The sequence below is a fragment of the Mesorhizobium sp. WSM4313 genome (assembly GCF_002294725.1).
Classification (GTDB): domain Bacteria; phylum Pseudomonadota; class Alphaproteobacteria; order Rhizobiales; family Rhizobiaceae; genus Mesorhizobium.
The window spans coordinates 344,739-371,554 of record NZ_NSFT01000001.1 but is presented as its reverse complement, the minus strand read 5'-3'; the positions used below and the strand labels follow the sequence as shown (position 1 = coordinate 371,554).

At 62.6% G+C, this 26,816-nt stretch carries 28 protein-coding genes, 1 tRNA gene and 1 pseudogene; 17 read left to right on the top strand and 13 right to left on the bottom strand.

Annotated elements, in window-relative coordinates; all coding sequences use genetic code 11:
- Positions 1-105: 105 nt before the first annotated feature.
- Positions 106-480: a membrane protein insertion efficiency factor YidD gene (gene yidD / locus CK219_RS01895; RefSeq protein WP_095765063.1), complete on the bottom strand. Its 375-nt coding sequence runs from the start codon at positions 478-480 to the stop codon at positions 106-108.
- A gap of 321 nt (positions 481-801) precedes the next feature.
- Between yidD and CK219_RS01890 the strand changes: the two genes are divergently transcribed.
- A complete protein-coding gene (locus tag CK219_RS01890) occupies positions 802-1,707 on the top strand; it encodes a LysR substrate-binding domain-containing protein (RefSeq protein ID WP_095765062.1) in 906 nt (301 codons plus the stop codon).
- A gap of 9 nt (positions 1,708-1,716) precedes the next feature.
- Here CK219_RS01890 and CK219_RS01885 read toward each other — a convergent pair whose 3' ends face one another.
- Positions 1,717-2,163 carry an iron-sulfur cluster assembly scaffold protein gene (locus CK219_RS01885; RefSeq protein WP_095765061.1) on the bottom strand — a complete coding sequence of 149 codons (447 nt, stop codon included), beginning with the start codon at positions 2,161-2,163 and terminating at the stop codon, positions 1,717-1,719.
- A gap of 237 nt (positions 2,164-2,400) precedes the next feature.
- Here CK219_RS01885 and folE point away from each other — a divergent pair, with 237 nt between their 5' ends.
- The 3 genes from folE to CK219_RS01870 all read left to right on the top strand — a co-directional run bounded on the left by folE (position 2,401) and on the right by CK219_RS01870 (position 4,585).
- On the top strand, positions 2,401-3,033 hold the full coding sequence (gene folE / locus CK219_RS01880) for a GTP cyclohydrolase I FolE (RefSeq protein WP_095765060.1): 633 nt from the start codon (positions 2,401-2,403) through the stop codon (positions 3,031-3,033).
- A gap of 43 nt (positions 3,034-3,076) precedes the next feature.
- Positions 3,077-3,535, top strand: a complete 459-nt coding sequence (hisI, locus tag CK219_RS01875) for a phosphoribosyl-AMP cyclohydrolase (RefSeq protein WP_095765059.1) — start codon at positions 3,077-3,079, stop codon at positions 3,533-3,535.
- A gap of 84 nt (positions 3,536-3,619) precedes the next feature.
- On the top strand, positions 3,620-4,585 hold the full coding sequence (locus tag CK219_RS01870; RefSeq protein WP_095765574.1) for a patatin family protein: 966 nt from the start codon (positions 3,620-3,622) through the stop codon (positions 4,583-4,585).
- A 404-nt stretch (positions 4,586-4,989) separates the two neighbouring features.
- On the opposite strand, the gene recJ is transcribed toward CK219_RS01870, so the two are convergent.
- The 5 genes from recJ to CK219_RS01845 all read right to left on the bottom strand — a co-directional run bounded on the left by recJ (position 4,990) and on the right by CK219_RS01845 (position 11,072).
- Positions 4,990-6,774 (bottom strand): single-stranded-DNA-specific exonuclease RecJ, encoded by a 1,785-nt coding sequence (gene recJ / locus CK219_RS01865; RefSeq protein WP_095765058.1) that lies wholly within the window; start codon positions 6,772-6,774, stop codon positions 4,990-4,992.
- A 137-nt stretch (positions 6,775-6,911) separates the two neighbouring features.
- Entirely contained in the window at positions 6,912-7,895 is a 984-nt protein-coding gene (glpX, locus tag CK219_RS01860) for a class II fructose-bisphosphatase (protein ID WP_095765057.1), read from the bottom strand.
- A 142-nt stretch (positions 7,896-8,037) separates the two neighbouring features.
- Positions 8,038-9,351: a homoserine dehydrogenase gene (locus CK219_RS01855; protein ID WP_095765056.1), complete on the bottom strand. Its 1,314-nt coding sequence runs from the start codon at positions 9,349-9,351 to the stop codon at positions 8,038-8,040.
- Between the two features lie 57 nt (positions 9,352-9,408).
- Positions 9,409-10,626 (bottom strand): LL-diaminopimelate aminotransferase, encoded by a 1,218-nt coding sequence (locus CK219_RS01850; protein ID WP_095765055.1) that lies wholly within the window; start codon positions 10,624-10,626, stop codon positions 9,409-9,411.
- A gap of 41 nt (positions 10,627-10,667) precedes the next feature.
- A complete protein-coding gene (locus CK219_RS01845; protein WP_176476904.1) occupies positions 10,668-11,072 on the bottom strand; it encodes a hypothetical protein in 405 nt (134 codons plus the stop codon).
- 97 nt (positions 11,073-11,169) lie between these two features.
- On the opposite strand from CK219_RS01845, the gene phaC reads away from it, so the two are divergent.
- The 3 genes from phaC (at position 11,170) to CK219_RS01830 (ending at position 14,763) form a co-directional block, all read left to right on the top strand.
- The gene (phaC, locus tag CK219_RS01840) at positions 11,170-13,005 is read left to right on the top strand and encodes a class I poly(R)-hydroxyalkanoic acid synthase (RefSeq protein ID WP_095765054.1); all 1,836 of its coding nucleotides are present in this window, start codon (positions 11,170-11,172) and stop codon (positions 13,003-13,005) included.
- A gap of 326 nt (positions 13,006-13,331) precedes the next feature.
- Positions 13,332-14,492, top strand: a complete 1,161-nt coding sequence (locus CK219_RS01835) for a YcbK family protein (RefSeq protein WP_245340368.1) — start codon at positions 13,332-13,334, stop codon at positions 14,490-14,492.
- A 196-nt stretch (positions 14,493-14,688) separates the two neighbouring features.
- A tRNA-Glu gene (locus tag CK219_RS01830) sits at positions 14,689-14,763 on the top strand.
- Positions 14,764-15,227: 464 nt separating this feature from the next.
- On the opposite strand, the gene CK219_RS31025 is transcribed toward CK219_RS01830, so the two are convergent.
- Positions 15,228-15,413: a hypothetical protein gene (locus CK219_RS31025; protein WP_141245283.1), complete on the bottom strand. Its 186-nt coding sequence runs from the start codon at positions 15,411-15,413 to the stop codon at positions 15,228-15,230.
- 485 nt (positions 15,414-15,898) lie between these two features.
- On the opposite strand from CK219_RS31025, the gene CK219_RS01825 reads away from it, so the two are divergent.
- On the top strand, positions 15,899-16,216 hold the full coding sequence (locus CK219_RS01825; RefSeq protein WP_141245282.1) for a hypothetical protein: 318 nt from the start codon (positions 15,899-15,901) through the stop codon (positions 16,214-16,216).
- 2 nt (positions 16,217-16,218) lie between these two features.
- A complete protein-coding gene (locus CK219_RS01820) occupies positions 16,219-16,647 on the top strand; it encodes a hypothetical protein (protein ID WP_095765051.1) in 429 nt (142 codons plus the stop codon).
- 363 nt (positions 16,648-17,010) lie between these two features.
- On the opposite strand, the pseudogene CK219_RS01815 reads toward CK219_RS01820, so the two are convergent.
- Both CK219_RS01815 and CK219_RS01810 read right to left on the bottom strand, forming a co-directional pair.
- Positions 17,011-17,233: pseudogene (locus CK219_RS01815) on the bottom strand (two-component sensor histidine kinase); the annotation flags it as partial.
- A gap of 37 nt (positions 17,234-17,270) precedes the next feature.
- Complete coding sequence (locus CK219_RS01810) at positions 17,271-17,717, bottom strand: cupin domain-containing protein (RefSeq protein ID WP_245340367.1); 447 nt, start codon at positions 17,715-17,717, stop codon at positions 17,271-17,273.
- 99 nt (positions 17,718-17,816) lie between these two features.
- On the opposite strand from CK219_RS01810, the gene CK219_RS01805 reads away from it, so the two are divergent.
- The 3 genes from CK219_RS01805 to CK219_RS01800 all read left to right on the top strand — a co-directional run bounded on the left by CK219_RS01805 (position 17,817) and on the right by CK219_RS01800 (position 20,206).
- On the top strand, positions 17,817-18,788 hold the full coding sequence (locus CK219_RS01805; RefSeq protein ID WP_095765049.1) for a LysR family transcriptional regulator: 972 nt from the start codon (positions 17,817-17,819) through the stop codon (positions 18,786-18,788).
- Positions 18,789-18,929: 141 nt separating this feature from the next.
- A complete protein-coding gene (locus CK219_RS31020; RefSeq protein WP_141245281.1) occupies positions 18,930-19,193 on the top strand; it encodes a hypothetical protein in 264 nt (87 codons plus the stop codon).
- Positions 19,194-19,519: 326 nt separating this feature from the next.
- The gene (locus CK219_RS01800) at positions 19,520-20,206 is read left to right on the top strand and encodes an aspartyl/asparaginyl beta-hydroxylase domain-containing protein (RefSeq protein ID WP_095765048.1); all 687 of its coding nucleotides are present in this window, start codon (positions 19,520-19,522) and stop codon (positions 20,204-20,206) included.
- A gap of 12 nt (positions 20,207-20,218) precedes the next feature.
- Here the strand turns inward: CK219_RS01800 and CK219_RS01795 are convergent, their stop codons facing one another.
- The 3 genes from CK219_RS01795 to CK219_RS01785 all read right to left on the bottom strand — a co-directional run bounded on the left by CK219_RS01795 (position 20,219) and on the right by CK219_RS01785 (position 21,466).
- Entirely contained in the window at positions 20,219-20,524 is a 306-nt protein-coding gene (locus tag CK219_RS01795) for a DUF982 domain-containing protein (RefSeq protein WP_095765047.1), read from the bottom strand.
- Between the two features lie 225 nt (positions 20,525-20,749).
- The gene (locus tag CK219_RS01790; protein WP_095765046.1) at positions 20,750-20,986 is read right to left on the bottom strand and encodes a hypothetical protein; all 237 of its coding nucleotides are present in this window, start codon (positions 20,984-20,986) and stop codon (positions 20,750-20,752) included.
- A 111-nt stretch (positions 20,987-21,097) separates the two neighbouring features.
- Entirely contained in the window at positions 21,098-21,466 is a 369-nt protein-coding gene (locus CK219_RS01785) for a hypothetical protein (RefSeq protein WP_095765045.1), read from the bottom strand.
- 197 nt (positions 21,467-21,663) lie between these two features.
- Here CK219_RS01785 and map point away from each other — a divergent pair, with 197 nt between their 5' ends.
- The 5 genes from map (at position 21,664) to CK219_RS01760 (ending at position 26,813) form a co-directional block, all read left to right on the top strand.
- Positions 21,664-22,491: a type I methionyl aminopeptidase gene (map, locus tag CK219_RS01780; protein ID WP_095765044.1), complete on the top strand. Its 828-nt coding sequence runs from the start codon at positions 21,664-21,666 to the stop codon at positions 22,489-22,491.
- A gap of 35 nt (positions 22,492-22,526) precedes the next feature.
- On the top strand, positions 22,527-23,288 hold the full coding sequence (gene radC / locus CK219_RS01775) for a DNA repair protein RadC (protein WP_095765043.1): 762 nt from the start codon (positions 22,527-22,529) through the stop codon (positions 23,286-23,288).
- A gap of 148 nt (positions 23,289-23,436) precedes the next feature.
- A complete protein-coding gene (locus tag CK219_RS01770; protein ID WP_095765042.1) occupies positions 23,437-24,321 on the top strand; it encodes a cytochrome c oxidase subunit II in 885 nt (294 codons plus the stop codon).
- A 21-nt stretch (positions 24,322-24,342) separates the two neighbouring features.
- Entirely contained in the window at positions 24,343-26,112 is a 1,770-nt protein-coding gene (ctaD, locus tag CK219_RS01765) for a cytochrome c oxidase subunit I (RefSeq protein WP_095765041.1), read from the top strand.
- The gene (locus CK219_RS01760) at positions 26,109-26,813 is read left to right on the top strand and encodes a cytochrome c oxidase subunit 3 (protein WP_095765040.1); all 705 of its coding nucleotides are present in this window, start codon (positions 26,109-26,111) and stop codon (positions 26,811-26,813) included. Before ctaD ends, CK219_RS01760 begins: the two co-directional genes overlap by 4 nt.
- Positions 26,814-26,816 lie beyond the last annotated feature (3 nt).

The following is a 26,816-nucleotide window of genomic DNA, read 5'->3' as shown; positions in this document are numbered from 1 at the left end:
CGAGACGACTTGTCTCGATTTTGTCTCAAATTCGCAGTGTTCGTGCAGCTTCGCGTTAACCCTACCGGATCGTTAAAATCCGCGTCGCGCGGGACGGCGAAGCGATCAGATTTCGGGCTCGCTGTGCCTTTTGCCGATCCGCCAATAGCGCCAGGGCATGAACCAGACATAGCGCTGGGCAAGCACCTCCGGCACGCGGTCGATGCCATGCGTCCCAAACGGCCCGCAGCGCAGCACCCGGAACAGTCCCATCCAGCCGCCCGCCCACAGGCCATGGCGGGCAATCGCCTCATGGGCATATTCGGAGCAGGTCGGCAGGTGCCGGCAGCTGTTGCCGACGAAGCCTGAGAGCGTCAGTTGATAGAGGCGCACGAGCGACGTGCCCAGGACGCGCCCGGGCGTCTTGCGCCAAGGTCCCGGCCAATTGCGTCCATGTTGGATCGGCCGGGTGCCGTGCGTATGTCCGGAATGGTCGCCCATCGCTCCGCAGCCTGTTTCACTGCGCGATAGATGTGGGCTTCGGTGCTGAAACGCAATGCTTTTGCCGTCAGGGTCTGGAGCGCCGGACGGGATGGCCGTTGTCCCATGGGCGATGGTGGTGGGGAAGATCCCGACAATTATGGTGATGTCCCCCGCGCGCGACTTCGGCATGCCATTGGAAGGTCGCTATCCGTATCACGTCGCTGAAAATGGCCAGGAACTCGTTCATGGCAGGTCTCCTTTGAAACGGATTAGACTGCCGCTGGCCTTGCCTCTCAAACGAGTATAATTTCCGCGTCGGATAACTTGAGGTTATGGGACATGAAGCGTGGCCGGCTGCCGCTGACGGCGCTCAGGAGCTTCGAGACGGCCGGCCGGCATTTGAGCTTCAGCCGGGCGGCCGAGGAGCTTTACGTCTCGCAGGCCGCGATCAGCCGGCAGATACGCGAGCTCGAGACCTTTTTGGGCAGACCGCTGTTTCTGCGCCTTCATCGCCGCGTCGAACTGACGGATGCGGGGCAAAGGCTACTCGAGCGATTGGTCAGAAGCTTCGACGACATCGACCGCGTGCTTTCGGAGCTCACGGCCTCGCCGGCGCAGGCGATTGTCCGCGTCAGCGTCGAACCCTCCCTTGCCGCCATATGGCTGCTGCCTCGGCTCAATCGCTTTCGCCAGTTGCGGCCCGATATCGATGTGTCCCTCGAAGTCGATCCACGGCCGATCGAGTTCCGCAGCGATCAGCCCGAGCTCGCCTTGCGTTTTAGCGCCCACGCCACGTCATGGCCGCGTAGCGAGGCCGAGCGCCTGGCCTCGACTGTCGATTCACCGGTCCTGTCGCCGGCGCTGCTCGCCTCCGGCCCTCCGCTGGAAAAGCCGATCGACCTTCGCCATTACACGCTGCTGCATGAGGAAAACCGCCAAGGTTGGGCGCGCTGGTTCCAGGCCGCCGGCGTGCCCGCCGACGCAGTGCCCGCGCGTGGCCCGATGCTGGCCGATGTCTCGCTTTCGAAACAGGCTGCCCTGCTTGGCCATGGCGTGGCGCTCGGCGATCTTTTGCAGATCGGCGAGGACCTTGCGTCAGGCGCTTTGATCAAGCCGTTCGATATCGATGTCGCTTCCGGTGCCTATTGGCTGGTGGCCAGGAGCCTACGGAATCTGCCGGAACCCGCCAAGGCATTTGCGGACTGGATACGAGGCGAGTTCGCCGCGAACAGGGGAGCGGCCTGACCGCTGCGCTCAAGCCGCCTGTTCGGCGCGCTTCTTCTCGATCTGGCCGATCGCGTCGACCACCGCGTCGAAGGTCAGCATGGTCGAGGCATGGCGCGCCTTGTAGTCGCGCACCGGCTCCAGATATTTGAGGTCGGCGAAACGGCCTTCCGGCGGCGCGCCGTTCTCCTTCAGCATCTTCAGCATGGTTTCGCGCACGGTGCGCAATTCGTCGGCGCTGGCGCCGACCACATGCTGGGCCATGATCGAGGACGAGGCCTGGCCGAGCGCGCAGGCCTTCACGTCATGGGCGAAATCGGTCACCACGTCGCCGTCCATTTTGAGGTCGACGGTGACGGTCGAGCCGCACAATTTGGAATGCGCCCTGGCCGTCGCGTCGGCATCGTCGAGCCGGCCGATCCGCCCTATATTCCCGGCGAAACCGAGAATTTTCGCATTGTAGACGTCGTCGATCATATTTTTCCAATCCGTCGGCGCCAAGCGAACAGGCTTTGCCGCTCTCGCGTCTTCCTTTCGCGCCGCTCGAACCATATATAATGGTCGCAGTCGGGCATCGACAAGGCGACGAAAAAGCCGTTGTCCCTGCTCATCTGTTCACGCCGCTTGCGGGATGGAAATGGGCGATTTTCACCCAAAAGGTCGTGGTCCGTTCAACTCGTTCCACCTTTGAGTGGGACTACGGGAGACGCCTTTATGGATGCCGTCATCAAGAAAATCATGCCCCCGTCCGAATATTTGGAAAAGCCCGTCACCGACCGGCCGAGCGAAGCCGAGGTCGAAGCCGCCGTGCGCACGCTTTTGCGCTGGACCGGCGACAATCCGGACCGCGAAGGCCTGATCGACACGCCCAAGCGCGTCACCAAAGCCTTCCGCGAAATGTTCAACGGCTATGACATGTGCCCGGCCGACGAGCTTGGCCGCACCTTCGAGGAAGTCGCCGGCTATGACGATCTCGTCATCGTCAGGAACATAAAATTCCATTCGCATTGCGAGCATCACATGGTGCCGATCATCGGCAAGGCGCATGTCGGCTATCTGCCTGACGGCAAGGTCGTCGGCCTGTCGAAGATCGCGCGCGTCGTCGACATCTTCGCGCACCGCCTGCAGACGCAGGAGGCCATGACCGCGCAGATCGCAGGCGTCATCCAGGACGTGCTCAACCCGCGCGGCGTCGCCGTTATGCTCGAGGCCGAGCATATGTGCATGGCCATGCGCGGTATCCGCAAGCAGGACTCGACCACGCTGACCTCCACATTCACCGGTGTCTTCAAGGACACGCCGGAGGAGCAGGTCCGCTTCGTCACCATGGTGCGCGCCGGCGGCTGATCGCCGGCCGTCGCCGGCCTCTAGAAAGAAAGAGCGACCGGCGATGTCGGCACTGCAATTCCTCAAAGCCCCATCCGACAAGAAAGCCTTGGAGGAAGGCTCCGTCCTTTCTCCGCGCTTCGATGCGGCCGGCCTCGTCACGGTCGTCGTCACCGATGCCGGCGACGGCATGCTCTTGATGGTCGCACATATGAACGCCGAGGCGCTGGCGCTTACGCTTGAGACCGGCATTGCTCATTACTGGTCGCGCTCGCGCAAAGCGCTGTGGAAGAAGGGCGCGACCTCGGGGAATTTCCAGCAGGTCGTCGAGATGCGCACGGATTGTGACCAAGACGCGATATGGTTGCGCGTCAAAGTGTTGGGCCACGACGCAACCTGCCACACCGGACGGCGTTCTTGTTTTTATCGGACGGTGGGGCTCAGCGACGGCAAGGCGGTGCTTGTCGGCGATGGCAGCAAGCCGCTGTTCGATGCGAACCAGACGTATCGGAAGCCGGTGTGAACCATTCGATATTCACAAACCATTCAGATTCACTATTCTCAAATATCCTTTTGGTAGAAGGGATATGGGACAAGGGAGATCATGATGCTCGAATGGGCGTCATTGCGCAGCAGACCTGACGTTCGGGAGGCCAATGGCCCGGCATCGTCCGGCGGCGCGTCTGACCCGACCTCTCAGAAGAAAATCGGCATTTCGCTGGCGCTCGGCGGCGGTTGCGCCAGGGGCTGGGCCCATATCGGTGTGCTGCGCGCGCTCGACGAGGCCGGCATCGAAGTATCGATGATTGCCGGCACCTCGATCGGCGCGCTGGTCGGCGGCTGCTACCTTGCCGGCAAGCTGGACGAGCTGGAGGAGTTTGCCCGAAGCCTGACCAAGCGGCGCATCTTCGGCCTTCTTGATCTCAATCTGCGCGGCAGCGGCCTGTTCGGCGGCATGAAGCTCGACGCGCGGCTGCGCGAGCATCTGGCCGGCGTCCGCTTCGAGAACTTGTCGAAGCCCTTTGTCGCCGTCACTTCGGAAATTCGCACCGGCCATGAGATCTGGCTGTCGAATGGCTCGCTGATCACCGCCATGCGCGCCTCCTACGCGCTGCCCGGCGTTTTCGAGCCGGTGAACTGCAACGGCCGCATCCTGGTCGACGGCGCGCTGGTCAATCCGGTGCCTGTGTCGGTCTGCCGCGCCTATGAGCAGCCGCTCGTGGTCGCCGTCAACCTGCACTACGACCTGTTCGGCCGCGCCGCCGTGATAAAGCACAGCGCCGGCGAACTGGTCGTGGAGAATGACGCGCCGAGACTCGGCCAGGTTAATCCCCAGTCACACCAGACGCGCCTTGGCATCACCGGCGTCATGGTTGAGGCTTTCAACATCATTCAGGACCGGATTTCGCGGGCCAGGCTCGCCGGCGATCCGCCGGATATGTCGCTGCAGCCCAAACTCAGCCATATCGGCCTGACGGAATTCCATCGCGCCGACGAGGCGATCAGCCTCGGCTATCAGGCGACGAAGTCCCAGATCAACGAACTGACCCGGCTGCAGTCCGTCCTGGTGTGAATTCCGCTACTTCCTCTACACAGTGATTTGGAAAGATTCCGGGCTTGTCGGGCAAGTCTATCAATGTCCGTTGCCATAGTCAGCGCAAACGCTGGCCATGAGCTGAAGGCTCCTGAACCTCGTCATTCCAGGGCGGAGCAAGGAGCGAAGCGACGCGCGCAGACCCTGGAATCCATGCCGTTATCTGGACCGAGGTGTGCAACGGTGCAGAATTCTGGACCGCCGCGGCGCTTCGAGGCCACGGCATGGATCCTCGGGTCTGCGCGCGTCGCTTCGCTCCTTGCTCCGCCCGTGGATGACGACCGCGATAGGCGTCTCGGCTAATCGCCAAGGCATGGGATCTGCCAACGCACACTAACCAGCCGGTCAAAACCTCTGTGTCAAGGTACTACTGTACTGCGTCGTTAAGCGAGTGCCGCATCGCTGATGCGAAACTGCACCGTGCGGTTGCCGTTCCAGTAATTGCCCGACAACGAACCGGCGATATGCACGGTCCTGCCCCTGTTTTTAAACAGGAATTCGCCGAGCGCCGTGTCGACGGCACGGAACGCAATGGCTTGGATGTTGCCGCCGCTTTGCGACTGCAGGTCCACCCGAATGTGATTGGTGCCGATCGCGCGCGCATCGGTCAGCCGGTGGCGCGGCAGCACGAACACCGGCGCGATGTGCCCGGCCCCGAACGGCCCGGCTTTCTCCAGCGCGTCGAGCAGCGCGATCGTGGCGCCCTCGGCGGCCAAGGCGCCGTCGATCGCCAGGCTCTCCTCGTTCTGCAGGCGAAACACGTCGGCTGCGGCGCGCTGCTCAAAAAAGGCGCGCAGTTCGCCGAGCTTGGAGCGCTCGACGGTGACGCCTGCAGCCATCGCGTGGCCACCGCCCTTGACGATCAGCCCGGCCTCGGCAGCCTCGCGCACCAGCCGGCCGAGATCGAAGCCGGTCACCGAGCGGCCGGAGCCCGTGCCGATGCCGGTCGAGTTGAAGGCGATGGCGAAGGCCGGCCGGCGCGCATGATCCTTGAGCCGCGAGGCGATCAGCCCGACGATGCCCGGATGCCAGCTGTTGCTGGCGGTGACGATGACTGCCGGGCCGTTGCCGCCCGCAAGTTCCGCATCGGCCTCGGCGCGCGCCTGCGCCAGCATCTCCTGTTCCATCTGCTGCCGTTCCTGGTTCAGCCGGTCCAGCGTCTCGGCAATGCCTGCCGCCTCGACGGGATCGTCGGTGGCCAGAAGCCGGCTGCCGAGCGCGGCATCGCCGATGCGGCCGCCGGCATTGATGCGCGGGCCGATCAGGAATGACAGATGGAAGGTGTTGATCGGCTCGCCGATGCGCGAGACCCGCGCCAGCGCCGCCAGCCCCTCATTCTTCTGCTGGCGCAACACCTGCAGCCCCTTGATGACGAAGGCGCGGTTGACGCCGGTGAGCGGGACCACGTCACAGACCGTCGCCAGCGCCACCAGATCGAGCATCGAAAGCAAATCGACCGGCGCGGCGTCCGGCAGCCTCGCGCGCAGCACTTTGGCCGTCTGCACCAGGCACAGGAAGACGACGCCGGCCGCGCACAGATGTCCCTGCCCCGACAGGTCGTCCTCGCGATTGGGATTGACCACGGCGTCCGCCGCCGGCAACGGACCGCCGACCTGGTGATGATCGAGCACCACGACATCGGCGCCGGCTTGCCTGGCCGCGTCGATCGACGTCGCGCTGTTGGTGCCGCAGTCGACGGTGACGATCAGCTTCGCGCCGCGCGAGATCAAGTCCCGCATCGCTTCCGGATTGGGCCCGTAGCCTTCGAAGATGCGGTCCGGGATGTAGATTTCGGACGGTACGGAAAAATGCGTGAGAAAGCGTTTTAACAGCGCAGACGAGGCCGCGCCGTCGACATCATAATCGCCGAAGATCGCCACTTTTTCGTGGGCGACGACCGCATCGGCCAGCCTCGCCGCCGCTTTCTCCATATCGGTCAGCGATGCTGGATTCGGCAGAAGCTCGCGAATGGTCGGATCGAGGAAGCGCGCGGTCTGCTCCACGCTGACGCCGCGCCCGGCAAGCACTCGCGCCACGATGTCGGGCACGCCATGGCCCTGCGCCATGGCCAAGGCGGCCATGTCCTGGCGCTCGGTCAGCCGGTGTTCCCACGAAACACCGGTCGCCGACTGCCTGACATCGAGGAAGAACCGTTTCTCGCCCGTCATGCGACGCGCCGTCTGCACATCATCATTGCGCAGATATCAATATGCGACGGCCGGAGCAATTGCGGGGAAGCGGGCAAACCGGGAAAGGTGTGGAACGTTTTCCTCGAATTGCGGCAAAACGCCCGGACGAAGCGAAATCAGAACTTATCCAGATCCTGGTGACGCGCCTTGATCTCGCGCACCGTGCGCGAGGACGACCGCAGCACGATGGTGTGCGTGGTGATGAAAGTGCGGCCGAACTTCACCCCGTCGAGCAAATTGCCGTCGGTGACGCCGGTCGCCGCGAACAGCACGTCGCCCCGCGCCATGTCCTGGGCGCGATAGATCCGCTTCGGGTCGGAAATGCCCATTTGGTGCGCGCGCGCCACCTTCTCCGGCGTGTCGAGGATCAGCCGGCCCTGCATCTGTCCGCCGGTGCAGCGAAGTGCGGCCGCCGCCAGCACGCCCTCCGGCGCGCCGCCGGTGCCGAGATAGATGTCGATGCCGGTCTCGTCCGGATCAGTGGTGTGGATGACGCCCGCGACATCGCCGTCGCCGATCAGCCGGATCGCCGCACCCGTGGCGCGCACGGCGTCGATCAGCTTGGCGTGACGCGGCCGGTCGAGGATGCAGGCGGTGATATCGGAGACGCCCACGCCCTTGGCTTTGGCCAGATTGGCGAGGTTTTCGGCCGGCGAGGCGTCGATGTCGATCAGACCTTCGGGATAGCCGGGGCCGATGGCGATCTTGTCCATATAGACATCGGGCGCGAACAGCAGGCTGCCCTTTTCCGCAATCGCGATTACGGCAAGCGCGTTGGGCAGGTTCTTGGCGCAGATCGTCGTGCCCTCGAGCGGATCGAGCGCGATGTCGACGGCCGGACCCTTGCCGGTGCCGACCTCCTCGCCGATATAGAGCATCGGCGCCTCGTCGCGCTCGCCCTCGCCGATCACCACCGTGCCTTTGATGGCCAGCCGGTTGAGCTCCTGGCGCATGGCGTCGACCGCCACCTGATCGGCAGCCTTCTCATCGCCGCGCCCGCGCAGCCTTGCCGCCGCGACCGCCGCCCGCTCGGTCACACGCACGACTTCCATCGTAAGGATCCGGTCGAGACCGGCGGCGATGTCCTGGGCTATGTTCATGGACAGAAATTCCTCGTGAAACTCAACCTCCCGCCAGAGGTGGGCTTCTTCTGACAAAGCTCCATGACAACGGCAAGACTTGCCGGGTCATTTTTCGAAATGACAGCAAAATCAATCGATTGAAGAAGGAACCGGACTTGGCTTATTCTGCCCGCTCGATGCGGATCACCTGCGGCTTGTCGGTCAGATGACCGTCCTTGGTGATGCCTTCGACGGCCTTGCGCACCGCCGCTTCCGTCGTCTCGTGGGTAACGAGGATGACCGTCTTCTGCGCCTGCGTTTCCGCGCCGGCCGCCTGCTGGACGATCGATTCCAGCGAGATGTCGTTGTCGGCCATGCGTTTGGCGATGGCCGCGAAGACGCCCGTGCGGTCATGCACGGTCAACCGGATGAAATAGCCGCCGGCATGGCTGCGCATCTGCGCTTTCTTGTAAGGCTTCAATTCCTTCGCCGGCCAGCCGAAGACCGGGCCATGCTGGAAGCCCGGTCGGCTCTTGGCGATGTCGGCGATGTCGCCGACGACCGCCGAGGCGGTGGCATTGCCGCCCGCGCCAGGACCCGAGAGCAAGAGCTCGCCCAGAATATCGGTCTCGATCGCCACCGCGTTTGTGACGCCATGCACCTGCGCGATGACCGACGCCGTCGGCACCATGGTCGGATGGACACGCTGCTCTATGCCGCTATCGGTGCGCTGCGCGACGCCGAGCAGCTTGATGCGGTAGCCGAGATCGCCCGCCGCGCGGATGTCGGCTTGGGTGATGTTGGCGATGCCTTCCATATAGATGTCGCCGGCGGCGATCTTCGTCCCAAACGCAAGGCTGGTCAGGATCGACAATTTGTGCGCCGTGTCATGGCCTTCGATGTCGAAGGTCGGATCGGCTTCGGCGTAGCCCAGCCGCTGCGCGTCCTTCAGGCAGACGTCGAAGGAGATGCCTTCGGCTTCCATGCGCGTCAGGATGTAGTTGCACGTGCCGTTGAGAATGCCGAAGACGCGGGTCACCGCGTTGCCCGCCATTGCCTCTCGCATCGTCTTGATGACCGGGATGCCGCCGGCCACCGCCGCCTCGTAGTTGAGCAGCACACCCTTCTTCTCGGCGATCTCGGCAAGCGCCACGCCATGCTTGGCAAGCAGCGCCTTGTTGGCGGTCACGACATGGCGCCCAGCCTCGAGCGCCGCTTTCACCGAGAGCCGCGCCGGCCCCTCGTCACCGCCGATCAGCTCGACGAAGACGTCGATATCGGCCTTTTCGGCCAGCTTGACCGGATCATCGAACCATTTGGCGACGCCAAGATCGATACCTCGGTCGCGTTTCGGATCGCGGGCCGAAACGGCGGTCACGACGATGTCGCGACCGCACTGCCGGGTAAGCTCGGCCGCCTTGTCGCGCAGCACGCGCGCCACCGAGGCGCCCACCGTGCCAAGGCCGGCAATTCCAACACGCAATGCTTCAGCCATGTCCGGCGAGGCCCCTCAATTTGCAAAAAATGTCAGGTGCAAAAAATGTCAGGCAACTCAACGGTGAGCGGCTAAAGGCACCACATTGTTGGGCTGCTTCGCGGTGGTCGCGAGGAACTTCTTGATGTTGCGCGCGGCCTGGCGGATCCGGTGCTCGTTCTCGACCAGCGCCAGGCGCACATAGTCGTCGCCATGCTCGCCGAAGCCGACGCCCGGCGCCACCGCGACATCCGCATGCTCGATGAGCAGCTTGGAGAATTCCAGCGAGCCGAGATGGCGGAACGGCTCCGGGATCGGCGCCCAGGCGAACATCGAGGCCGCCGGCGCGGGAATGGTCCAGCCGGCGCGGCCGAAGGAGTCGACCATTACGTCGCGCCGCTTGTGGTAGACCTCGCGCACCTCCTCGATATCGGCGCCGTCGCCGTTGAGCGCATGCGCCGCCGCGACCTGGATCGGCGTGAAGGCGCCGTAGTCGAGGTAGGATTTCACCCGCGTCAGCGCCGAAATCAGCCGCTCGTTGCCGACCGCGAAGCCCATGCGCCACCCGGGCATGGAAAAGGTCTTCGACATCGAGGTGAACTCGACGCAGACATCCATCGCGCCCGGCACCTGCAGCACCGATGGCGGCGGATTGCCGTCGAAATAGATTTCCGAATAGGCGAGATCCGACAGGATGATGATGTCGTTCTTCTTCGCGAAGGCCACCACGTCCTTGTAGAAATCGAGCGAGGCGACAAGCGCCGTCGGGTTAGACGGATAATTGAGGATCAGCGCCAGCGGCTTGGGGATCGAATGGCGGATGCCGCGCTCGACCGCCGGGATGAAGCCGTCATCGGGCTCCACCTGCAGCGAGCGGATCACCCCGCCCGACATGATGAAGCCGAAGGCGTGGATCGGATAGGTCGGGTTGGGGCACAGGATGACGTCGCCGGGCGCGGTGATCGCCTGCGCCATGTTGGCGAAGCCCTCCTTCGAGCCCAGCGTCGCCACCACTTGCGTATCGGGATTGAGCTTCACGCCGAAGCGGCGCTGATAATAATTGGCCTGGGCGCGGCGCAGGCCCGGAATGCCGCGCGAAGCGGAGTAGCGATGCGTGCGCGGATCGCGCACTACTTCGCACAATTTGTCGACGATGGCTTTCGGCGTCGGCAGGTCCGGATTGCCCATGCCAAGGTCGATGATGTCGGCGCCGCGCGAACGGGCGCTGGCCTTCAGCCGGTTGACCTGCTCGAACACGTAAGGCGGAAGCCGGCGGACCTTGTGAAATTCTTCCATTTCAGTTCCAGACCATCAGAGTTTCGGCGCGCGATATAGACCTAATTGCAGCTAGGGTCGAGGGCGGGGTCGCATTTGCCCTCGATCTGCTTCAGCGTGTCGGCGCCATGCGTCTTGGCCAAAGTATTGAGCGCGGCCGAATTCGCCGGCGCCTTGACGCCGCTGCCCTTGGCAATCTGCATCTGCTCCTCGGCCTTGAGCTGGGCGAGGTTCGCCGCGGTCTCTTCCTTGGTGAGCTGCTTGGCGGCCACCTGCGGCGGGATGTTGAGGTTCGGATAGGAACCGGTGTCCTTAGGACCTTCGGTCAGCGCCGTCGGCGCATTGTTCGTGCTGGTGCTCGTGCAGCCGGCAGCGGGCAGCAGCATGCCGACCAGCCCCGCCATCAGCGCCATGCGGCAAATCGAACCCGGCTTGAGAAAAAAAGTCCCGCCAACATTAATCGTCATATTGTTTTCCTGGCAGCCGGGTTAGAGCGAATTGGACCCGGTCAGATGTCCCATGGTAATATGTCAAGAAAACGCTCCGGGAGGAACCCCGCGAACCATGTCCAAACCTGACGATTCGGACAAAGCGGAAAATGGCGGACCTTCGGCCATCGAGCAATATCTGGTGAAGGATCCCGAGCGCTTCGCCCTGAACATGGCGCGCATGGTCGAGCAGGCTGGCAAGGCGGCTTCCGCCTGGGCGGAACCGCGCGAGAAAGGCGAAGTGCGCGACCGTGTCGCCGAACCCGTCGTCGACATGGTCAAGACCTTCTCAAAGCTTTCGGAATACTGGCTGGGCGACCCGCAACGCGCGCTCGAAGCGCAGACGCGGCTGTTTGCCGGCTACATGACCGTTTGGGCGAACGCCATCCAGAAGGTCAATCCCAACGCCGAAGCGCCACAGGACGCGGTTCAGCCCGAGCGCGGCGACAAGCGCTTCCAGGACCCCGAATGGGGCCGCAACGCCTTCTTCGACTTCCTCAAGCAGGCCTATCTCGTCACCTCGCGCTGGGCGAACGAGCTTGTCGAGCATGCCGAGGGCCTGGATGAGCACACCCGCCACAAGGCGAGCTTCTACGTCAAGCAGGTGTCGAACGCGGTCGCCCCGTCGAACTTCATCCTGACCAATCCCGAGCTGTTCCGCGAGACCATGGCCTCGAACGGCGAGAACCTGGTGCGCGGCATGAAGATGCTGGCCGAGGACATCGCCGCGGGCCGGGGCGACCTGAAGCTGCGCCAGGCCGATTACACGCCCTTCGAGATCGGCAAGAACATCGCCACCACGCCCGGCAAGGTCATTGGCCGCAGCGATGTCGCCGAGATTATCCAATACGACCCGGTAACCGAGACGGTGCTGAGACGGCCGCTGCTGATCTGCCCGCCATGGATCAACAAATTCTATATTCTCGACCTCAACCCGCAAAAGTCCTTCATCCGCTGGGCGATCGAGCAGGGCCACACCGTCTTCGTCATCTCCTGGATCAATCCCGACGAGCGTCACGGGGCCAAGGGCTGGGAGGCCTATATCCGCGAAGGCCTGCAATTCGGCCTCGACATGGTGGAGAAGGCGACCGGCGAAAAGGAAGTCAACGCCATCGGTTACTGCGTCGGCGGCACGCTCCTGGCTGCCGCGCTGGCGCTGTTGGCGCAGGAAGGCGACCACCGCATCAGATCGGCCACCTTCTTCGCCACCCAGGTGGACTTCACCTATGCCGGCGACCTCAAGGTGTTCGTCGACGAGGACCAGGTCGCCGCGGTCGAGCGCTCGATGAACGAAAAGGGCTATCTCGACGGCACCAAGATGGCCACCGCCTTCAACATGCTGCGCTCGGGCGACCTGATCTGGCCCTATGTCGTCAACAACTACATGCGCGGCAAGGAGCCCCTGCCCTTCGACCTGCTCTACTGGAATTCCGATTCCACGCGCATGGCGGCGGCCAATCACTCATTCTACCTGCGCAATTGCTATCTCGAGAACAATCTCTCGCGCGGCACAATGGAGCTTGCCGGGCGCACGGTCTCTCTGGCCGACATCACCATCCCCGTCTACAACCTGGCCACGAAGGAAGACCACATCGCGCCGGCGCTTTCGGTGTTCCTCGGATCGCAGTTTTTCGGCGGCGACGTCGAGTATGTAATGGCGGGTTCCGGTCACATCGCGGGCGTCGTCAACCCGCCTACCGCCAGGAAATATCAGTACTGGACCGGCGGCAAGCCGGTGGGCGACTTCAGCGCGTGGCTTGCCGCGGCGCACGAGCATCCTGGTTCATGGTGGACGCACTGGCAACACTGGATCGAGGCCCAGGACGACATTCGCGTCCCCGCCCGCAAACCCGGCAAGCGTATGAAAACCTTGGGAGATGCGCCGGGCACTTATGTCAAGGTGCGTGTGTAACGGGCTGTAATGTGTGGTGAGTTGACGGGCCGCCAAAACAGGGCGAAATGGTGGCGTCAATCGTTCGGCGGCCTCAAATCACCTTCCGACGCAGAATAATTCCGAGGCTTGCAGATTCGACACACGTCCCGTTTCCGGTTGGGAACAGGAGGGTTATCGCGGCGCGGTACTGGAGTGGCGCGGCGATGACGAACCGACCGGATATCGAGGGAGAATTTGTTTTGAAATCAGCAGGTTGGCGTCTTGCACGAAGGGGAAGCTGCAGCATTGCGGCAGCGCTTTTCTCCGTGCTCCTGGCCTCCTGCACATCGACCGGCGACCCGACGATGTCGGTCGTTTCGCCCGCCTACAATTCAACCGCCGGCGAAATGAGCGCGACATCCAGCGCCAAGACTGCGACCTCGGCCGATTCGTCCTTGCAGGCATCGGCGCCGGCCGAAGCGACGTCGACCGTGATGAGCGAGGGCGATGCGCCTTTGCCCGAGAAGGTCGCCTATGTGCCGGAGACGCGGCCGGACGGCACCTTCCCCATCGCCATTCCTGCCGGCGCCCAGGCCATTGCCGGGAGCACGCCGCAACCGCTGGTTCAGCAGGCGCAAACGGCGGAACAGACGCTAGCCGTCGCCAAGCAGGTCGCCGCCGGCGATGCCGCCACCGTCGCGTCGAAGGCGCAGGCGACCACGCAGGCCATGAGCAACGGCGTCTATGTGACCGCGGCCGAGCCGGCGCAGCCGCAGATCGCCGCGCCGAAGAAGAGCCTGTTCGCCTCACTGTTCAGCACCACGCCGGCTTCGGCCGCCCCCGCCCCCCTAATCAACAATGCGCGCTCCGGCGACCAGCCCGCCGCGCAGGCCAAGACCACGCCGCCGCCGGCCAAGCCGATCGTGACGCTGGCCTCGGCGACCCCGGCCGAAAAGCCGGTGCAACTGGCCTCGCTCGACAACCCGAGCAATCACATCACGGGCGCTGACGCTCTTCCCGGCGTGCGCCAGACGGCGCTGTTCGAGATCAAGCGCAAATCCGGCATCGACGACGAGAGCGACGTCGACCTCAACGAGGACGAAGGCGGCGGCGGTTCCTACCAGGTGGCGTCGGCCGCCGGCTTGGCCAGGCTCGCGCCCAACGGTCTTTTGAAGCAGAACGAAAGCGTCGACGTCGCCTGCCTCAAGCCGTCGCTGGTACGGGTGCTGAAGACGATCGAGGGTCATTTCGGCCGCAAGATGATCGTCACCTCCGGCTATCGCGATCCCTCGCGTAACCGCCGCGCCAACGGTGCCAAGAACTCGCTGCACATGTATTGCGCCGCCGCCGACATCCAGTTGCCCGGCGTGTCGAAATGGGAACTGGCGAGCTACGTCCGCTCGATGCCCGGCCGCGGCGGCGTCGGCACTTATTGCCACACCGAATCCGTCCATATCGACGTCGGCCCCGAGCGCGACTGGAACTGGCGCTGCCGTCGCCGCAGCGGCGGTGGCGAGGACGACTGATACGTTCGGCCTGGTCTGGAGGGGATCGCGAGGGGCGTTGCGGCCAATCTCCAAGGTGCATTGTCAGGTGGAGTGGGAAACCATTTGGCGCTTCGGCCAAGCGCCCCTTTGTGCCGCCTTGAAAAAAGTTGTCGCATGTGGCGGCAGATGGGTTGCCGGTTGGCAACAACGCAATTATAAGCCGCTTCGTCTGAGCGCGCCCATCGTCTAGCGGTTAGGACACCGCCCTTTCACGGCGGTAACAGGGGTTCGATTCCCCTTGGGCGTACCAGTCGTTTCAAGTACTTCGCGACGCTTATGCCGACTCTGTCCAATCTTTGGCCATATCGGGCTCGAAATCCGGCTTGGTCCGGTGTCGCGTTGACGGTTCGTTAACGTTACGTTACCCTCTCATCAGCTGTTGCTAAAGAAGGGGTAACGCTATGAAAACGGCAATCGTTTGTGCGGCTCTCGTTCTCGCGGCGTCAAGTGCCGCTGTGGCCCACGACAAGAAGCCAACGCTCACTGCCCAAAAGACATGTGCAGGGCTGTCGATCAAGGCGACTGCAGCGGCCAAACTTGACTGTACTGCGACCGGAACCGCCAATTCACCACAGACCGAGGTTGGCAGTTCCAAGCCCCGCCTTGGCTACGAGACGAGCCGTCCCGAAGTGTTCTCTTTCGGACTTTAGTTACTGGCGTGCCCGCCACCGTGAGGCGTCGGGCCGCTCAAAGATCGGTGGTGCAGATTGTGGTTTAGTTGATTGCCGAATGCGTCTCGCCGGTCAGGCGCCGCGCCTCCTGACGGCCGAACGTCTCTGCCGCCATGGTTTTCATCGTCTCCGCAGTCACAATGAATTTCGCCACGCAAACGCGTTCCTGGCTCCCATCACAGGCGCGCTGGTTAACGAAGTAAGACACCCGGAACAGATTGGCTGCCATCGAGACCCTCGCTGCCACCACCACCGCCGCCCGTCAGTAACGCTCTCCGCACTTATGAGCTTAGTTCAAGCCAGCCCCGTCATGTGGACGAGCCGAAAAACCCCATGGCCGATCGCGAGCATGAATTCACCATGGTTGGCGGCCAAATCCCAGCCGAAGAACGCAGCCCAACAAAAGAGCACCAAAGTAAAGCGCATTAGCGAATTCTAATGTGCGATAGTTGACCAAACCTTTACGCAATGACCGCATTCCGGCGCCTGGAAATCGGTGGAAAAGGTATAGAAACCTATATCAATGCATAGATGCTAATTTAGCCTCGCTTTAGCCGACTCTACCCACCCCTACCGAGTCGGCTAAGGCCCGGCGGTTCACCCAACGCAAACCCCAACGCGGAACTGTCGGGCCGCTCTATGGCTAAGGCGTCCACCCCTTACGCTGCTCTGGCCGCGACCACGTAAGTGGACGCAGAGGCAAGCGAGCCCGCAATGAACGAAGAAAAACGTCAGGAGCCCATAGCTCAGTTCCTTGAGAAAATGGCCGAGAAATGCCGTGTCGGCGGCTGTATCGACAGCAAGCGCTCGTACATCTGGACTGTTGCCAGCCATAAGCGTGACCTCTACATCGCCCAAGCGGCAACTGGCCGTTCACTCAAGATCAGTTTGCACGCGAGTGGCCGCTTTAGGGACGCTTTCGAAGACGGATTTCACCGGGGTCTAGTCGAGCTAGGAATCGTCGATCCCGCTGCAAATCGGGCTATTACCGTCTGGGATCGGCCTGATGGGAATGGCAGGCTGCACAGTTAGCCGTGTCGATCCTGCTTCCTGCAATCTATTTCAATATCGACTTCAAACAATCGGACTTCACTAAAGCGACCACCCTCTTTCAAGTCGAACCCGGCAATGCCGGCATCTTCATGTCTGAATGCTTCACAGATAAACTTGAGGGAATTCTGGCGAAGGTTGGCACGCCAGTCTGGTCCGCGGACCTTGGGGATGCTGGAACGTTCTCTATCGTCGTCCGTCAGCGGACATTCGACCCTATCACCTCGCTGCCAATGCCCGTGACTTTGCCAAATCGGGCAATCTTCGACCCTGATCAAGTGCCGATCGAAGAAACCCCGGTGAAAACGGGATTCCGCGCGTTGCTGTATAATGACCCGGTCGCGGAAGGCGCGCTGCGTGTGTTGGATGTGGGCGGAGTCACCCTCAGCAAGCCAGCACGCCTGGCCACCTAAGCAGCCGGGTCAATTGCGACACATGTCGGGTTCTCACTAGACTAGGCATCAAGCTCAAGCCTTCGCTGTTTTGCATCTCGACAAGAACTTTGCGATCCGCGGCTCGATGGGCACTCGATAAAAGGCCCTCATATTTGATATCGGCCGCCGGAATCTGTTAGAGTTCGGCTCGACATAAAAAGCGAAATCCGACATGTGATCGTGATTAAATATCGTGCAGTAAATTACCTGCCCGACTACAGCAAAACCTCTTTTTCAGCAAATCCGCCGCTCACGAACTCACGCAATAGCTGATCATTCTTTGCGTTCAGCGTGACTGTAAGTTCGTCGCCAGCACCAATGGCCGTCGAGAGCTTCCAGGGTTGTGGCAGCGTTGACAATCAGGTTGCGCAGCGCGCGGCGGCGCAGGCCGAGCGCGCCGGAGCGCCGTTATCTCGGTCTCGATGTCGCGGATCAGCCGGTCCAGTTCCACCGCGTCCTGGTTCACCTCCTCGCGCACCAGGCGGATGGCGCTGTCGGCGATGCGGTCGAGCTCGTGAAGATCGCTCAGCCATTTTTCGCACTCCCTCAAGAAACTCGTCTCTGAGCCGCCAAGGACGCGCAGTTAGCTATCGCGCAGTTAGTTATCTAGCCGCGCCCAGAGGCGGGCCTGTGAAGGTCAGACCGAAACGCGCCCCGATTGCCGCGATCTGATCCATGTCATTCGGGATTCGGCACTTGTGTTTGGCCATCTCCACGAAGAAGCCTTCGAAGCCGCCGGGCGTCATGATGGTGAGCATTCTGGCGGGTCGATCGCCGATCACCCGAAATGCATGCTCGATTCCGCGCGCAACGTGCACGACACAGCCCGGGCCGACCATGCGCGTTTGACCGTTCATCCAGAACTCTACTTCGCCGGACTGGATCTGGAAGGTCTCGTCCTCGTTATTGTGGATGTGGCGCGGAGGACCGTAACCGGGCTGATCGAGGCTTTCGAACATTCCGAGCCGCGAGGCCGTTTGCTCCGCCGTGAGGCAAATCCGGTAGGACGTGCCAAGCCACTGGACGCTGTAGGGTACCGACGCAGCCACCGAAACCTCCCGCGATCCGACGCCATTTTCGATGCTGCGAAGTTGCCAGAACCGATTTCATAATTGAAATCGATAGCTACTATAAAATATATTCGGCGAATGAATTTATCGAGCTTCGACCTCAATCTCCTGCGGGTGCTCGACGCGCTGCTGCGCGAGCAATCGACCGTAAAGGCCGGAGAACGCATCGGCCTGTCGCAACCGGCGATATCGGCCAGCTTGGGACGACTTCGGAATTTTCTCGGCGATCCGCTGTTCGTGCGCCAGGGACAGCACATCGTGCCGACACAATACGCCCGGAACCTCGAGCTTCCGCTTCGCCGCATCCTCGATGAACTGTCGGCGCTGCTTGCCGGGCCTGGCAGCTTCAATCCGGCCGAAGCCGAGCAAAGCTTCAAGATCGCAGGTTCGGATTTCTTTGCCGAGATGCTGATGCCTGCCCTGGCCAATGCAATCTCCGGGCTTGCTCCCAAAATACTGATCCAACTGGTGGATCTTGTGCCCGACGACTATGTCGGCACGCTCGAAAACCACGGTATCGACCTTGCCCTCGTTCCCAAGGTCGATTTCCCCAGTTGGATCGACTATCTTCCTGCCTTCCGGTCGACATTCGTGACGATCGCCCGCGCTGGGCACCCAAGACTCGAGCGGGCGAAGGTGAGCCCCGGAGACGTCATTCCGATCGACCTTTTCTGCGACCTCGGCCACGTCGTCTTCTCGCCCGAGGGCAAGCTCAAGGCCATGGGCGACGCGGCGCTGGCCCGGATGGGGCGCGAACGGCGGGTGGCCATGACGATGCCGGTGTTCGGCGGCGTCTGTAGCGCAGTGGCGGGAGGCGATCTGGTCGCTCTCGTTCCGGAACAGCTCGCGCGCAAGGTAGCATCTCGCTTGGGGCTGGCGATCTACAGTCCGCCCATGCCGATCGATCCTGCCCTCATCTGCATCGTCTGGCACAAACGCAATACAACCGATCCTACGCACCGATGGCTGCGGGAAATCGTGTTGAAGCTGCTCTCGCAACTGAGCGCCGGCGAAGCCGGCAGCAGCGCCCATAAACCACGCCCGGTCTGAATGGCGGGCCAGCGTCGTGCCTTGTCGGTAACAAGACAGGACGCAAGCGGAAACGCGCTGTTAACGCCGTTCGCGGACGACAGGAGCCGTCCTCGACCCGAAAGTGTAAAATTCCCTCCGCTCTCAGCCGTGGAGGCGGGAATGAAGATGCTTCGGACAGCGCTCTTATGCGCGGCAATGACCGGCCTGGCAGGCGTGCCGCTCGTTCACGCAGACGATCAGCCTGCCCAGCCGAATAGCCAAGCAACGCCGCAGCCGCCAGCAGTCCATTGCCAGGGGCAAAATTGTCTTCCTCCGGCCGACGATCCCGTGCTGGACTGCAAGGGCCCGGATTGCACGCCGGCCCCGGCAACTGATCAGACGCCGAGCCCGGAAATTCAACCGGAGATTCAAAAGGTCAAGTAAGCCGTATCGGCCAGTGTCTGAGGCTTCCGTGAAAGCCGGGAGAACTCACAGGCCTTCGGTCAATCCGGAACCATTGGAGCCGGCTCTTCGCACCGGTAAAGCAGTGTCGGACCGGGCGTTGGCGAAATTTGCAGCAGCAATGAGCATGGCTGCCGCGCAAAGCATAGGCTTGCGTCCGGGCATGGTGGCGTCCTGGCAAAAACATCGTATCGCCAAATTCGCATCTTTGCGATGTCCATCTCCGTGTTGACGGCTCGAGCAAATCTCCGTGAGTGATGGCCCGTAAGCGATATCCCACTATATTACAGCGTGGTTGAGGTAATGAGATGTCAGGCGCCTACGATCTCGGAACCAATCTGGTCCGCCGTATCTATGAAAAGCGCATAGATGCACCGGCCATTCTTGATGCCGGCACGCATTTTCCCAATGCCGCGAAGTTCACCGCCGCCTGGCGCGATATCCGCGATGAGGCGCTGGCGGCGAAGCTGAACAAGGCGCCGCGCTTCCACGACATCATGCCGGAACAGGCCAATATCTCGGCCAATGACGGTCTCGACTGGCGCATGTTCGTGCTCAAGGCCTATGACATGACGATCCCGGCGAACCTCACGCGCATGCCGGTCCTGAGCCGGCTGCTTTCGGAGTGCCCCGAGGTCAAATCGGCCGCCGTCTCGTTCCTCGCCCCGCGCAAGCACATCCCGCCGCATCGCGGACCCTTTCGCGGCATCATGCGGTTCCATCTCGGCCTGGTCATCCCCAAGCAGCCGGACGGCCGTCCGGCAACGATCATGATGATCAATCATGAGGAAAGGCGCATCGCCGACGGCGAATGCTTGCTGTGGGATGACACGTTCGAGCACGAAGTGATGAACAATTCGGATCAGCCCCGCGTCGCTCTCCTGCTCGACGTGTGGCGTCCGCAAATGCCCCTGGATATGGAAATCCTGTCGCGCGTGATCGTGCGCGGCGTGCAGGTGGGAATGCGCTATCGGGGCGTGTCGTTCGGCGGCTGAACCGATCGAAATCTACGCTCTCGCCTCGCGATACGTCCCTGCCCCGCTGCGACGCTTGCCGGGAAACATCGCGTCCCTCGCCAGCAATCCGCTGACGCCGCAGAAGGCTGCGAACGCGCGGCAGGCCTCCTCGGCGCTGGTCACATCGACCGTCGCCCCGAAGCAGGCATTGAACGCGGCTTCGTAGACCTTGCCTTGGCGGCGCTTCGGCCAATCCTGCAGGAAATCGAGCGCCTGCTCGACGCTGTAGATTTCCTCGATCGGCAGGCCGGGCGCGGGCGTGATGCGCACCGGCACCTCGAATTGCAATCTGTCCATCCCCTGTCTCCCGAACTGGCGTAGCCGGAGCAACGCCGTTCGTTCTGAAAAGTTGCTTTTGCGGCCTTCTGACTCGCAAATGTGACCTCAGTGCGGTGAAGAACCGGTTCGCCGGTGCGGCGGATCCGGGTCAGTCCGCATCGATGCCGGCTGCATTGCCAATGCCGGATTTCCACCGTACTGCCGGCCATCGCAGCCCCTTGTCCCTCTTCCACGCCCTTGCCGCTATTGGTTAGCCGGGTCGGTCTCCGCATCATAGGCCATGCGGGTAACTACCATCAGCACATAAGCGGACGGCAGCGCGAAGATGGCGCCGAGCACGATCGCCGCCGTTCCTTCCATGCGAAGGGTGGCGGCAATGGCCCAGTAGACGGTGCCGATGCAGATTGCCGCCTGGACCGCCAGAAAGCAGGCCGCCGCGACCGCGCAGGTGAGTGTCTTGAATGTCTTGATGCGTTGCATTGAACGGAATCCGAACTGACGCGCACGCGACCGGCGGACGACCGGCGGCCGTCACCGGATCGCGGCGCTAAGGAATTTTTGGTTTGAATGCCGCGCCTAGCGGCTAAGGCTTCACGCGGCCGGCGGCGCGCGCGGTTGGTTGGTGCGCGAAGCGGTAGCGCTTGCCGATACGGGCGTGGCGCTAATCTCGGACGGCAACGCCCGGCCGATAACCAGGAAATCGGATGCATGGGCGAGCGCGCCGGAATTGCCGCCGACGAGCTTTGTCGCGAGCGGCCGGCTGGCCCGGATCTCAAGCGCCTGCGCCTTGCCGGTCGTTCTGAGCAGCGCGATCGTATCGCCCTGACGAACGGCGCTGATGCTGGAACCGCCCGAGAACGGGGTCGCGGACGCGGAGATTTCGGCCTGAGCGAAGCCCAGCAGCGCGAGCATCAGCAGCGCCATCAGGCCCGCAAAAGCGGTCCTGGCCGGCAGCAGCATCGATCTTTCGCGTTCAGGCGCCGTCAAGTCAGTCTCCGGATTCCAAGGCCCGACCTAGCTCATGGGATGGCCGAAGGAAAGCCGCAATGGAGGCCGCAATCGCACTTCGTCCTTGAACCTTGCGGCTTCCGGTGCCAAATCTGGAGCAGATTTTTCGCGTTCGGCTCCTTTGAAGCCTACGCCGGCAAACGGACAAAATGGTTACCTATCTCGACGCCTCCACGGCTCCCCCTCGAAATACCGGTCAGATCCGCCTCTATGGCGAGGACGGCTTCGCCGGCATGCGCAAGGCCTGCGACCTCACCGCGCGCTGCCTCGACGAGCTTGTGCCGCTTGTGAAGCCCGGCGTGACCACGGAAACGATCGACCGCTTCGTCTTCGAATTCGGCATGGACCACGGCGCGCTGCCGGCGACGCTCAATTATCGCGGCTACACCAAATCGTCCTGCACCTCGATCAACCATGTCGTCTGCCACGGCATCCCCGATAACAAGCCGCTCAAGGAAGGCGACATCGTCAACATCGACGTCACCTATATCCTCGATGGCTGGCATGGCGATTCCTCGCGCATGTATCCGGTGGGCACGATCAAGCGCGCCGCCGAGCGCTTGCTCGAAGTGACCTATGAGTGCCTGATGCGCGGCATAGCCGCGATCAAGCCCGGCGCCCGCACCGGCGCCATTGGCGCCGCGATCCAGACCTATGCCGAGGCCGAGCGCTGCTCGGTGGTGCGCGACTTCTGCGGCCACGGCGTCGGCCAGCTTTTTCACGACGCGCCCAACATCCTGCATTACGGCACCGTCAATGAAGGCGTCGAGATGCGGCCGGGCATGATCTTTACCGTCGAGCCGATGATCAATCTCGGCCGGCCGCATGTGAAGGTGCTGTCGGACGGCTGGACGGCAGTCACGCGCGACCGCTCGCTGTCGGCGCAGTATGAGCATACGATCGGCGTCACCGACACAGGCTGCGAGATCTTCACGCTGTCGCCGAAAAAGCTCGACCGCCCCGGCCTGCCGGCGTAGCACTTCGACCTAAGCCCGAGGGGAGCGGGCGGACCATGGGCAAAGTCGAGGACGAGCGGGCATTCTTTTCCGAAGGCTGGATTGAACCGCCTAAGGCAGTGCAAAAGAAGGCGGCACCTACCGAGAAACCGCATTATCACGGCCATCGCGACCGCCTGCGCGAGCGCTTTGTCGCCGGCGGACCGGACGCCCTGCCCGACTATGAACTGCTCGAGCTGCTACTCTTCCGGCTGATCCCGCGCGTCGACACCAAGCCCATCGCCAAGGCGCTCATCGCCCGCTTCGGCTCGCTGGCCGAGGTGCTCGGCGCGCCGGCATCCCTGCTTGAAGAAGTCAAAGGCATCGGACCGGTCGTTGCGGCCGATCTCAAGGTCATCGCCGCGACGGCCCAGCGCATGGCGCGCGGCGAGGTGCGCGGCCGCGAAGTCCTGTCCAACTGGACGCAATTGCTCGACTATTGCCGCTCCGCCATGGCCTTCGAGAACCGCGAGCAGTTCCGTATCCTGTTCCTCGACAAGAAGAACGGGCTGATCGCCGACGAGGTACAGCAGACCGGCACCGTCGACCACACGCCGGTCTATCCGCGCGAGGTGGTCAAGCGCGCGCTCGAGCTCTCAGCCAGCGCCGTCATCCTGGTGCACAACCATCCTTCTGGCGACCCTACACCTTCCCGCGCGGACATCGAGATGACCAAGCAGATCATCGATACGGCCAAGCCGCTCGGCATCGCCGTGCACGACCACATCATCATCGGCCGCAAGGGCAACGCCTCGATGAAGGGTTTGCTGCTGATCTGAGGCGTTTGCCCGGCATTTCGGGATTGCCGGGACATCGTCGCCTCATCAGATAGTCGGCTCTGGAATTTCAGCAGGAAATCAAGCATGATGGCACTTGGTATCTTCCTGGGATGCTTCGCGCTCCCGTGAAATACCGGGAGGACGGGACATGGCCATTGTGCTTGTACTCGTTTTGATCGTTGTGGGCTCGGTGCTGTTCCACCTCCTGAGCCCATGGTGGTGGACGCCCATCGCCTCGAACTGGGACTACATCGACAACACCATCACCATCAGCTTTTGGATCACCGGCATCGTCTTTGCCGCTGTCGTGCTCTTTATGGCTTATTGCGTCTTCCGCTTCCGGCATCGGGAAGGCAATCGCGCGGCATATCAACCGGAGAACAGGCGGCTCGAATCGTGGCTGATGATCGCAACGGCGGCCGGTGTCACCGCCTTGCTGGTTCCCGGCCTCTTCGTCTGGAGCCGCTTCGTCAACGTTCCCGGCGAGGCCGCCGATATCGAGGTTGTCGCCCAGCAATGGCAATGGAGCTTCCGTCTGCCCGGCAAGGACGGCAAGCTCGGCACCTCCGACACCCGCATCGTCTCGGCTGAAAACCCGCTCGGCATCGTACCCGGCGACCCGAACGGCCAGGACGACGTCGTGGTCGAGGCGGCGGACCTGCACCTGCCGGTCGGCAAGCCGGTCAAGGTGCTGTTGCGCTCGATCGACGTGCTGCACGATTTCTACATCCCGGAATTCCGCGCCAAGATGGATATGATCCCGGGATCGGTGACGTATTTCTGGTTCACGCCGACGCGGACCGGAACCTTCCAGGTCTTGTGCGCCGAGCTGTGCGGCCAGGGACATCCGCTGATGCATGGCGTGGTCATGGTCGATACCGAGCAGGACTATCTGGCCTGGCTCGGCCAGCAACAGACCTTTGCGCAATTGTCCGCGCCCCAGCAAACGGGCGCGGCGACCCAACCGTCGGAAAAGACGATGGCGTCCAGTTTGGACGTCGCGGCAAAACTCGAAACGCTCGAGGCCCGCTGAACAGGGCGCGGAGGTGCTCCCATGGTCGACGTCACACCCGCAGATGCCGTTCCACCCGCCGAAGTCGCGGAGATGGAACTCTACCATCCGCACAGCTGGTGGACGAAATACGTCTTTTCACAGGACGCCAAGGTCATAGCAGTCCAGTATTCGGCGACGGCCATGGCTATAGGCCTCGTCGCGCTGATGCTGTCCTGGCTGATGCGCCTGCAGCTCGGCTTCCCCGGCACGTTCGATTTCATCACTCCGGAGGCCTACTATCAGTTCATCACCATGCACGGCATGATCATGGTGATCTATTTGCTCACCGCGCTCTTCCTTGGCGGCTTCGGCAATTACCTCATTCCGCTGATGGTCGGCGCCCGCGACATGGTCTTTCCCTATGTCAACATGCTGAGCTATTGGGTCTATCTGCTCGCCGTGCTGGTCCTGGTGTCGAGCTTCTTCGCGCCGGGCGGGCCGACAGGCGCCGGCTGGACGCTCTACCCGCCGCAGGCGATCATGACCGGCACGCCGGGCGGTCAGGACTGGGGCATCATCCTGATGCTCTCTTCGCTCATCCTGTTCATCATCGGCTTTACCATGGGTGGCCTGAACTATGTGGTGACGGTGCTGCAAGGCCGCACCCGCGGCATGACCTTGATGCGCCTGCCGCTCACCGTCTGGGGCATCTTCACCGCCACGGTCATGGCGCTTCTGGCCTTCCCGGCACTGTTCGTTGCTTGTGTGATGATGCTGCTCGACCGTCTGCTCGGCACTTCCTTCTTCATGCCGGCAATCGTCGAGATGGGCGAGCAACTTCAGCATAATGGCGGCAGCCCGATCCTGTTCCAGCATCTGTTCTGGTTCTTCGGCCACCCGGAAGTCTACATCGTGGCGCTGCCGGCCTTCGGCATCGTGTCCGACCTGATCAGCACACATGCGCGCAAGAACATCTTCGGCTATCGCATGATGGTCTGGGCCATCATCGCCATCGGCGCGCTGAGCTTCGTGGTCTGGGCGCACCACATGTATGTCAGCGGCATGAATCCTTATTTCGGCTTCTTCTTTGCCACCACGACGTTGATCATTGCGGTGCCGACCGCGATCAAGGTCTATAACTGGGTGCTGACGTTGTGGCGCGGCGACATCCATCTCACCATACCGATGCTGTTCGCGCTCGCCTTCATCGTCACCTTCGTCAATGGCGGCCTGACGGGCTTGTTCCTCGGCAACGTCGTCGTCGACGTGCCGCTGTCGGACACGATGTTCGTCGTCGCACATTTCCACATGGTCATGGGCGTCGCGCCGATCCTGGTGATCTTCGGCGCGATCTATCACTGGTATCCGAAGGTCACCGGACGGATGCTGGACGAGACACTCGGCCGCTTCCATTTCTGGATCACCTTCCTCGGCGCCTACCTGATCTTCTTCCCCATGCACTATCTCGGCCTGATGGGGGTTCCGCGGCGCTACGCCGAACTCACCGACATGAATATCATGACGGAATCGGCCCACCATCTGAACTCGTTCATCAGTATCATGGCCTTCATCGTCGGCTTCGCCCAGATGGTGTTCCTGTTCAACCTGATCTGGAGCATTCGCCATGGCCGTGAGGCCGGCGGCAATCCGTGGCGGGCAACGACGCTCGAATGGCAAACGCCTGAGACGCCGCCGGCGCACGGCAATTTCGGCAAGGAACTGCCGATCGTCTATCGTTGGGCCTACGACTACAGCGTGCCGGGCGCCAAGGAGGACTTCATCCCGCAGAACGTGCCGGGCTCCTTCGGCCCCTCCAGGGAGCCGGCATGAGCGTCATCCTGGTCTTCATGTTGGTGATCGCCGGCTTTGCCGGTTGGTGGCTTTCGCACCAGCGGTTGACAGCCAAGCCGTGGCTGGAGCAAGGCGTGGCCGGGGACGTCGTCGGCTTCGACCGGTCTTCCCTGCCCACCGCCAAGATCGGCCTCGGCGTCTTCCTCGCCGTCGTCGGCTGCCTGTTTTCGCTGTTCACCAGCGCCTATTTCATGCGCATGGGCCTGTCGGACTGGCGGCCGCTGCCGCTGCCGCGCCTGCTTTGGCTCAACACCGGCGTGCTGGCGCTGAGCAGCGTCGCGCTGCAATGTGCGGTGGTCGCCGCGCGCAGAGGCCAGGTGGACATGGTAAGGCTCGGTCTTGCAACGGCGGGGTTGACCGCCCTCGCCTTCCTCGCCGGCCAGTTGATTGCATGGCGGCAGCTGACCGAGGACGGCTACCTGTTGGCCTCCAACCCGGCCAACAGCTTCTTCTATCTGATCACGGCGATGCATGGCCTGCACATACTGGGCGGGCTGGTCGGCCTTGGCAGGACGAGCGCCGGCGCCTGGAACGGAACGCGGCGGGAGCGGCTGCGCCTCAGCGTCGAGCTGTGCGCCATGTATTGGCATTTCCTGCTTTTCGTCTGGCTGTGCATCTTCGCCGTCCTGGCCGGTTGGGCGGCGACGTTCGTGAGCATTTGCCAACGGCTGCTGACCTAGGAG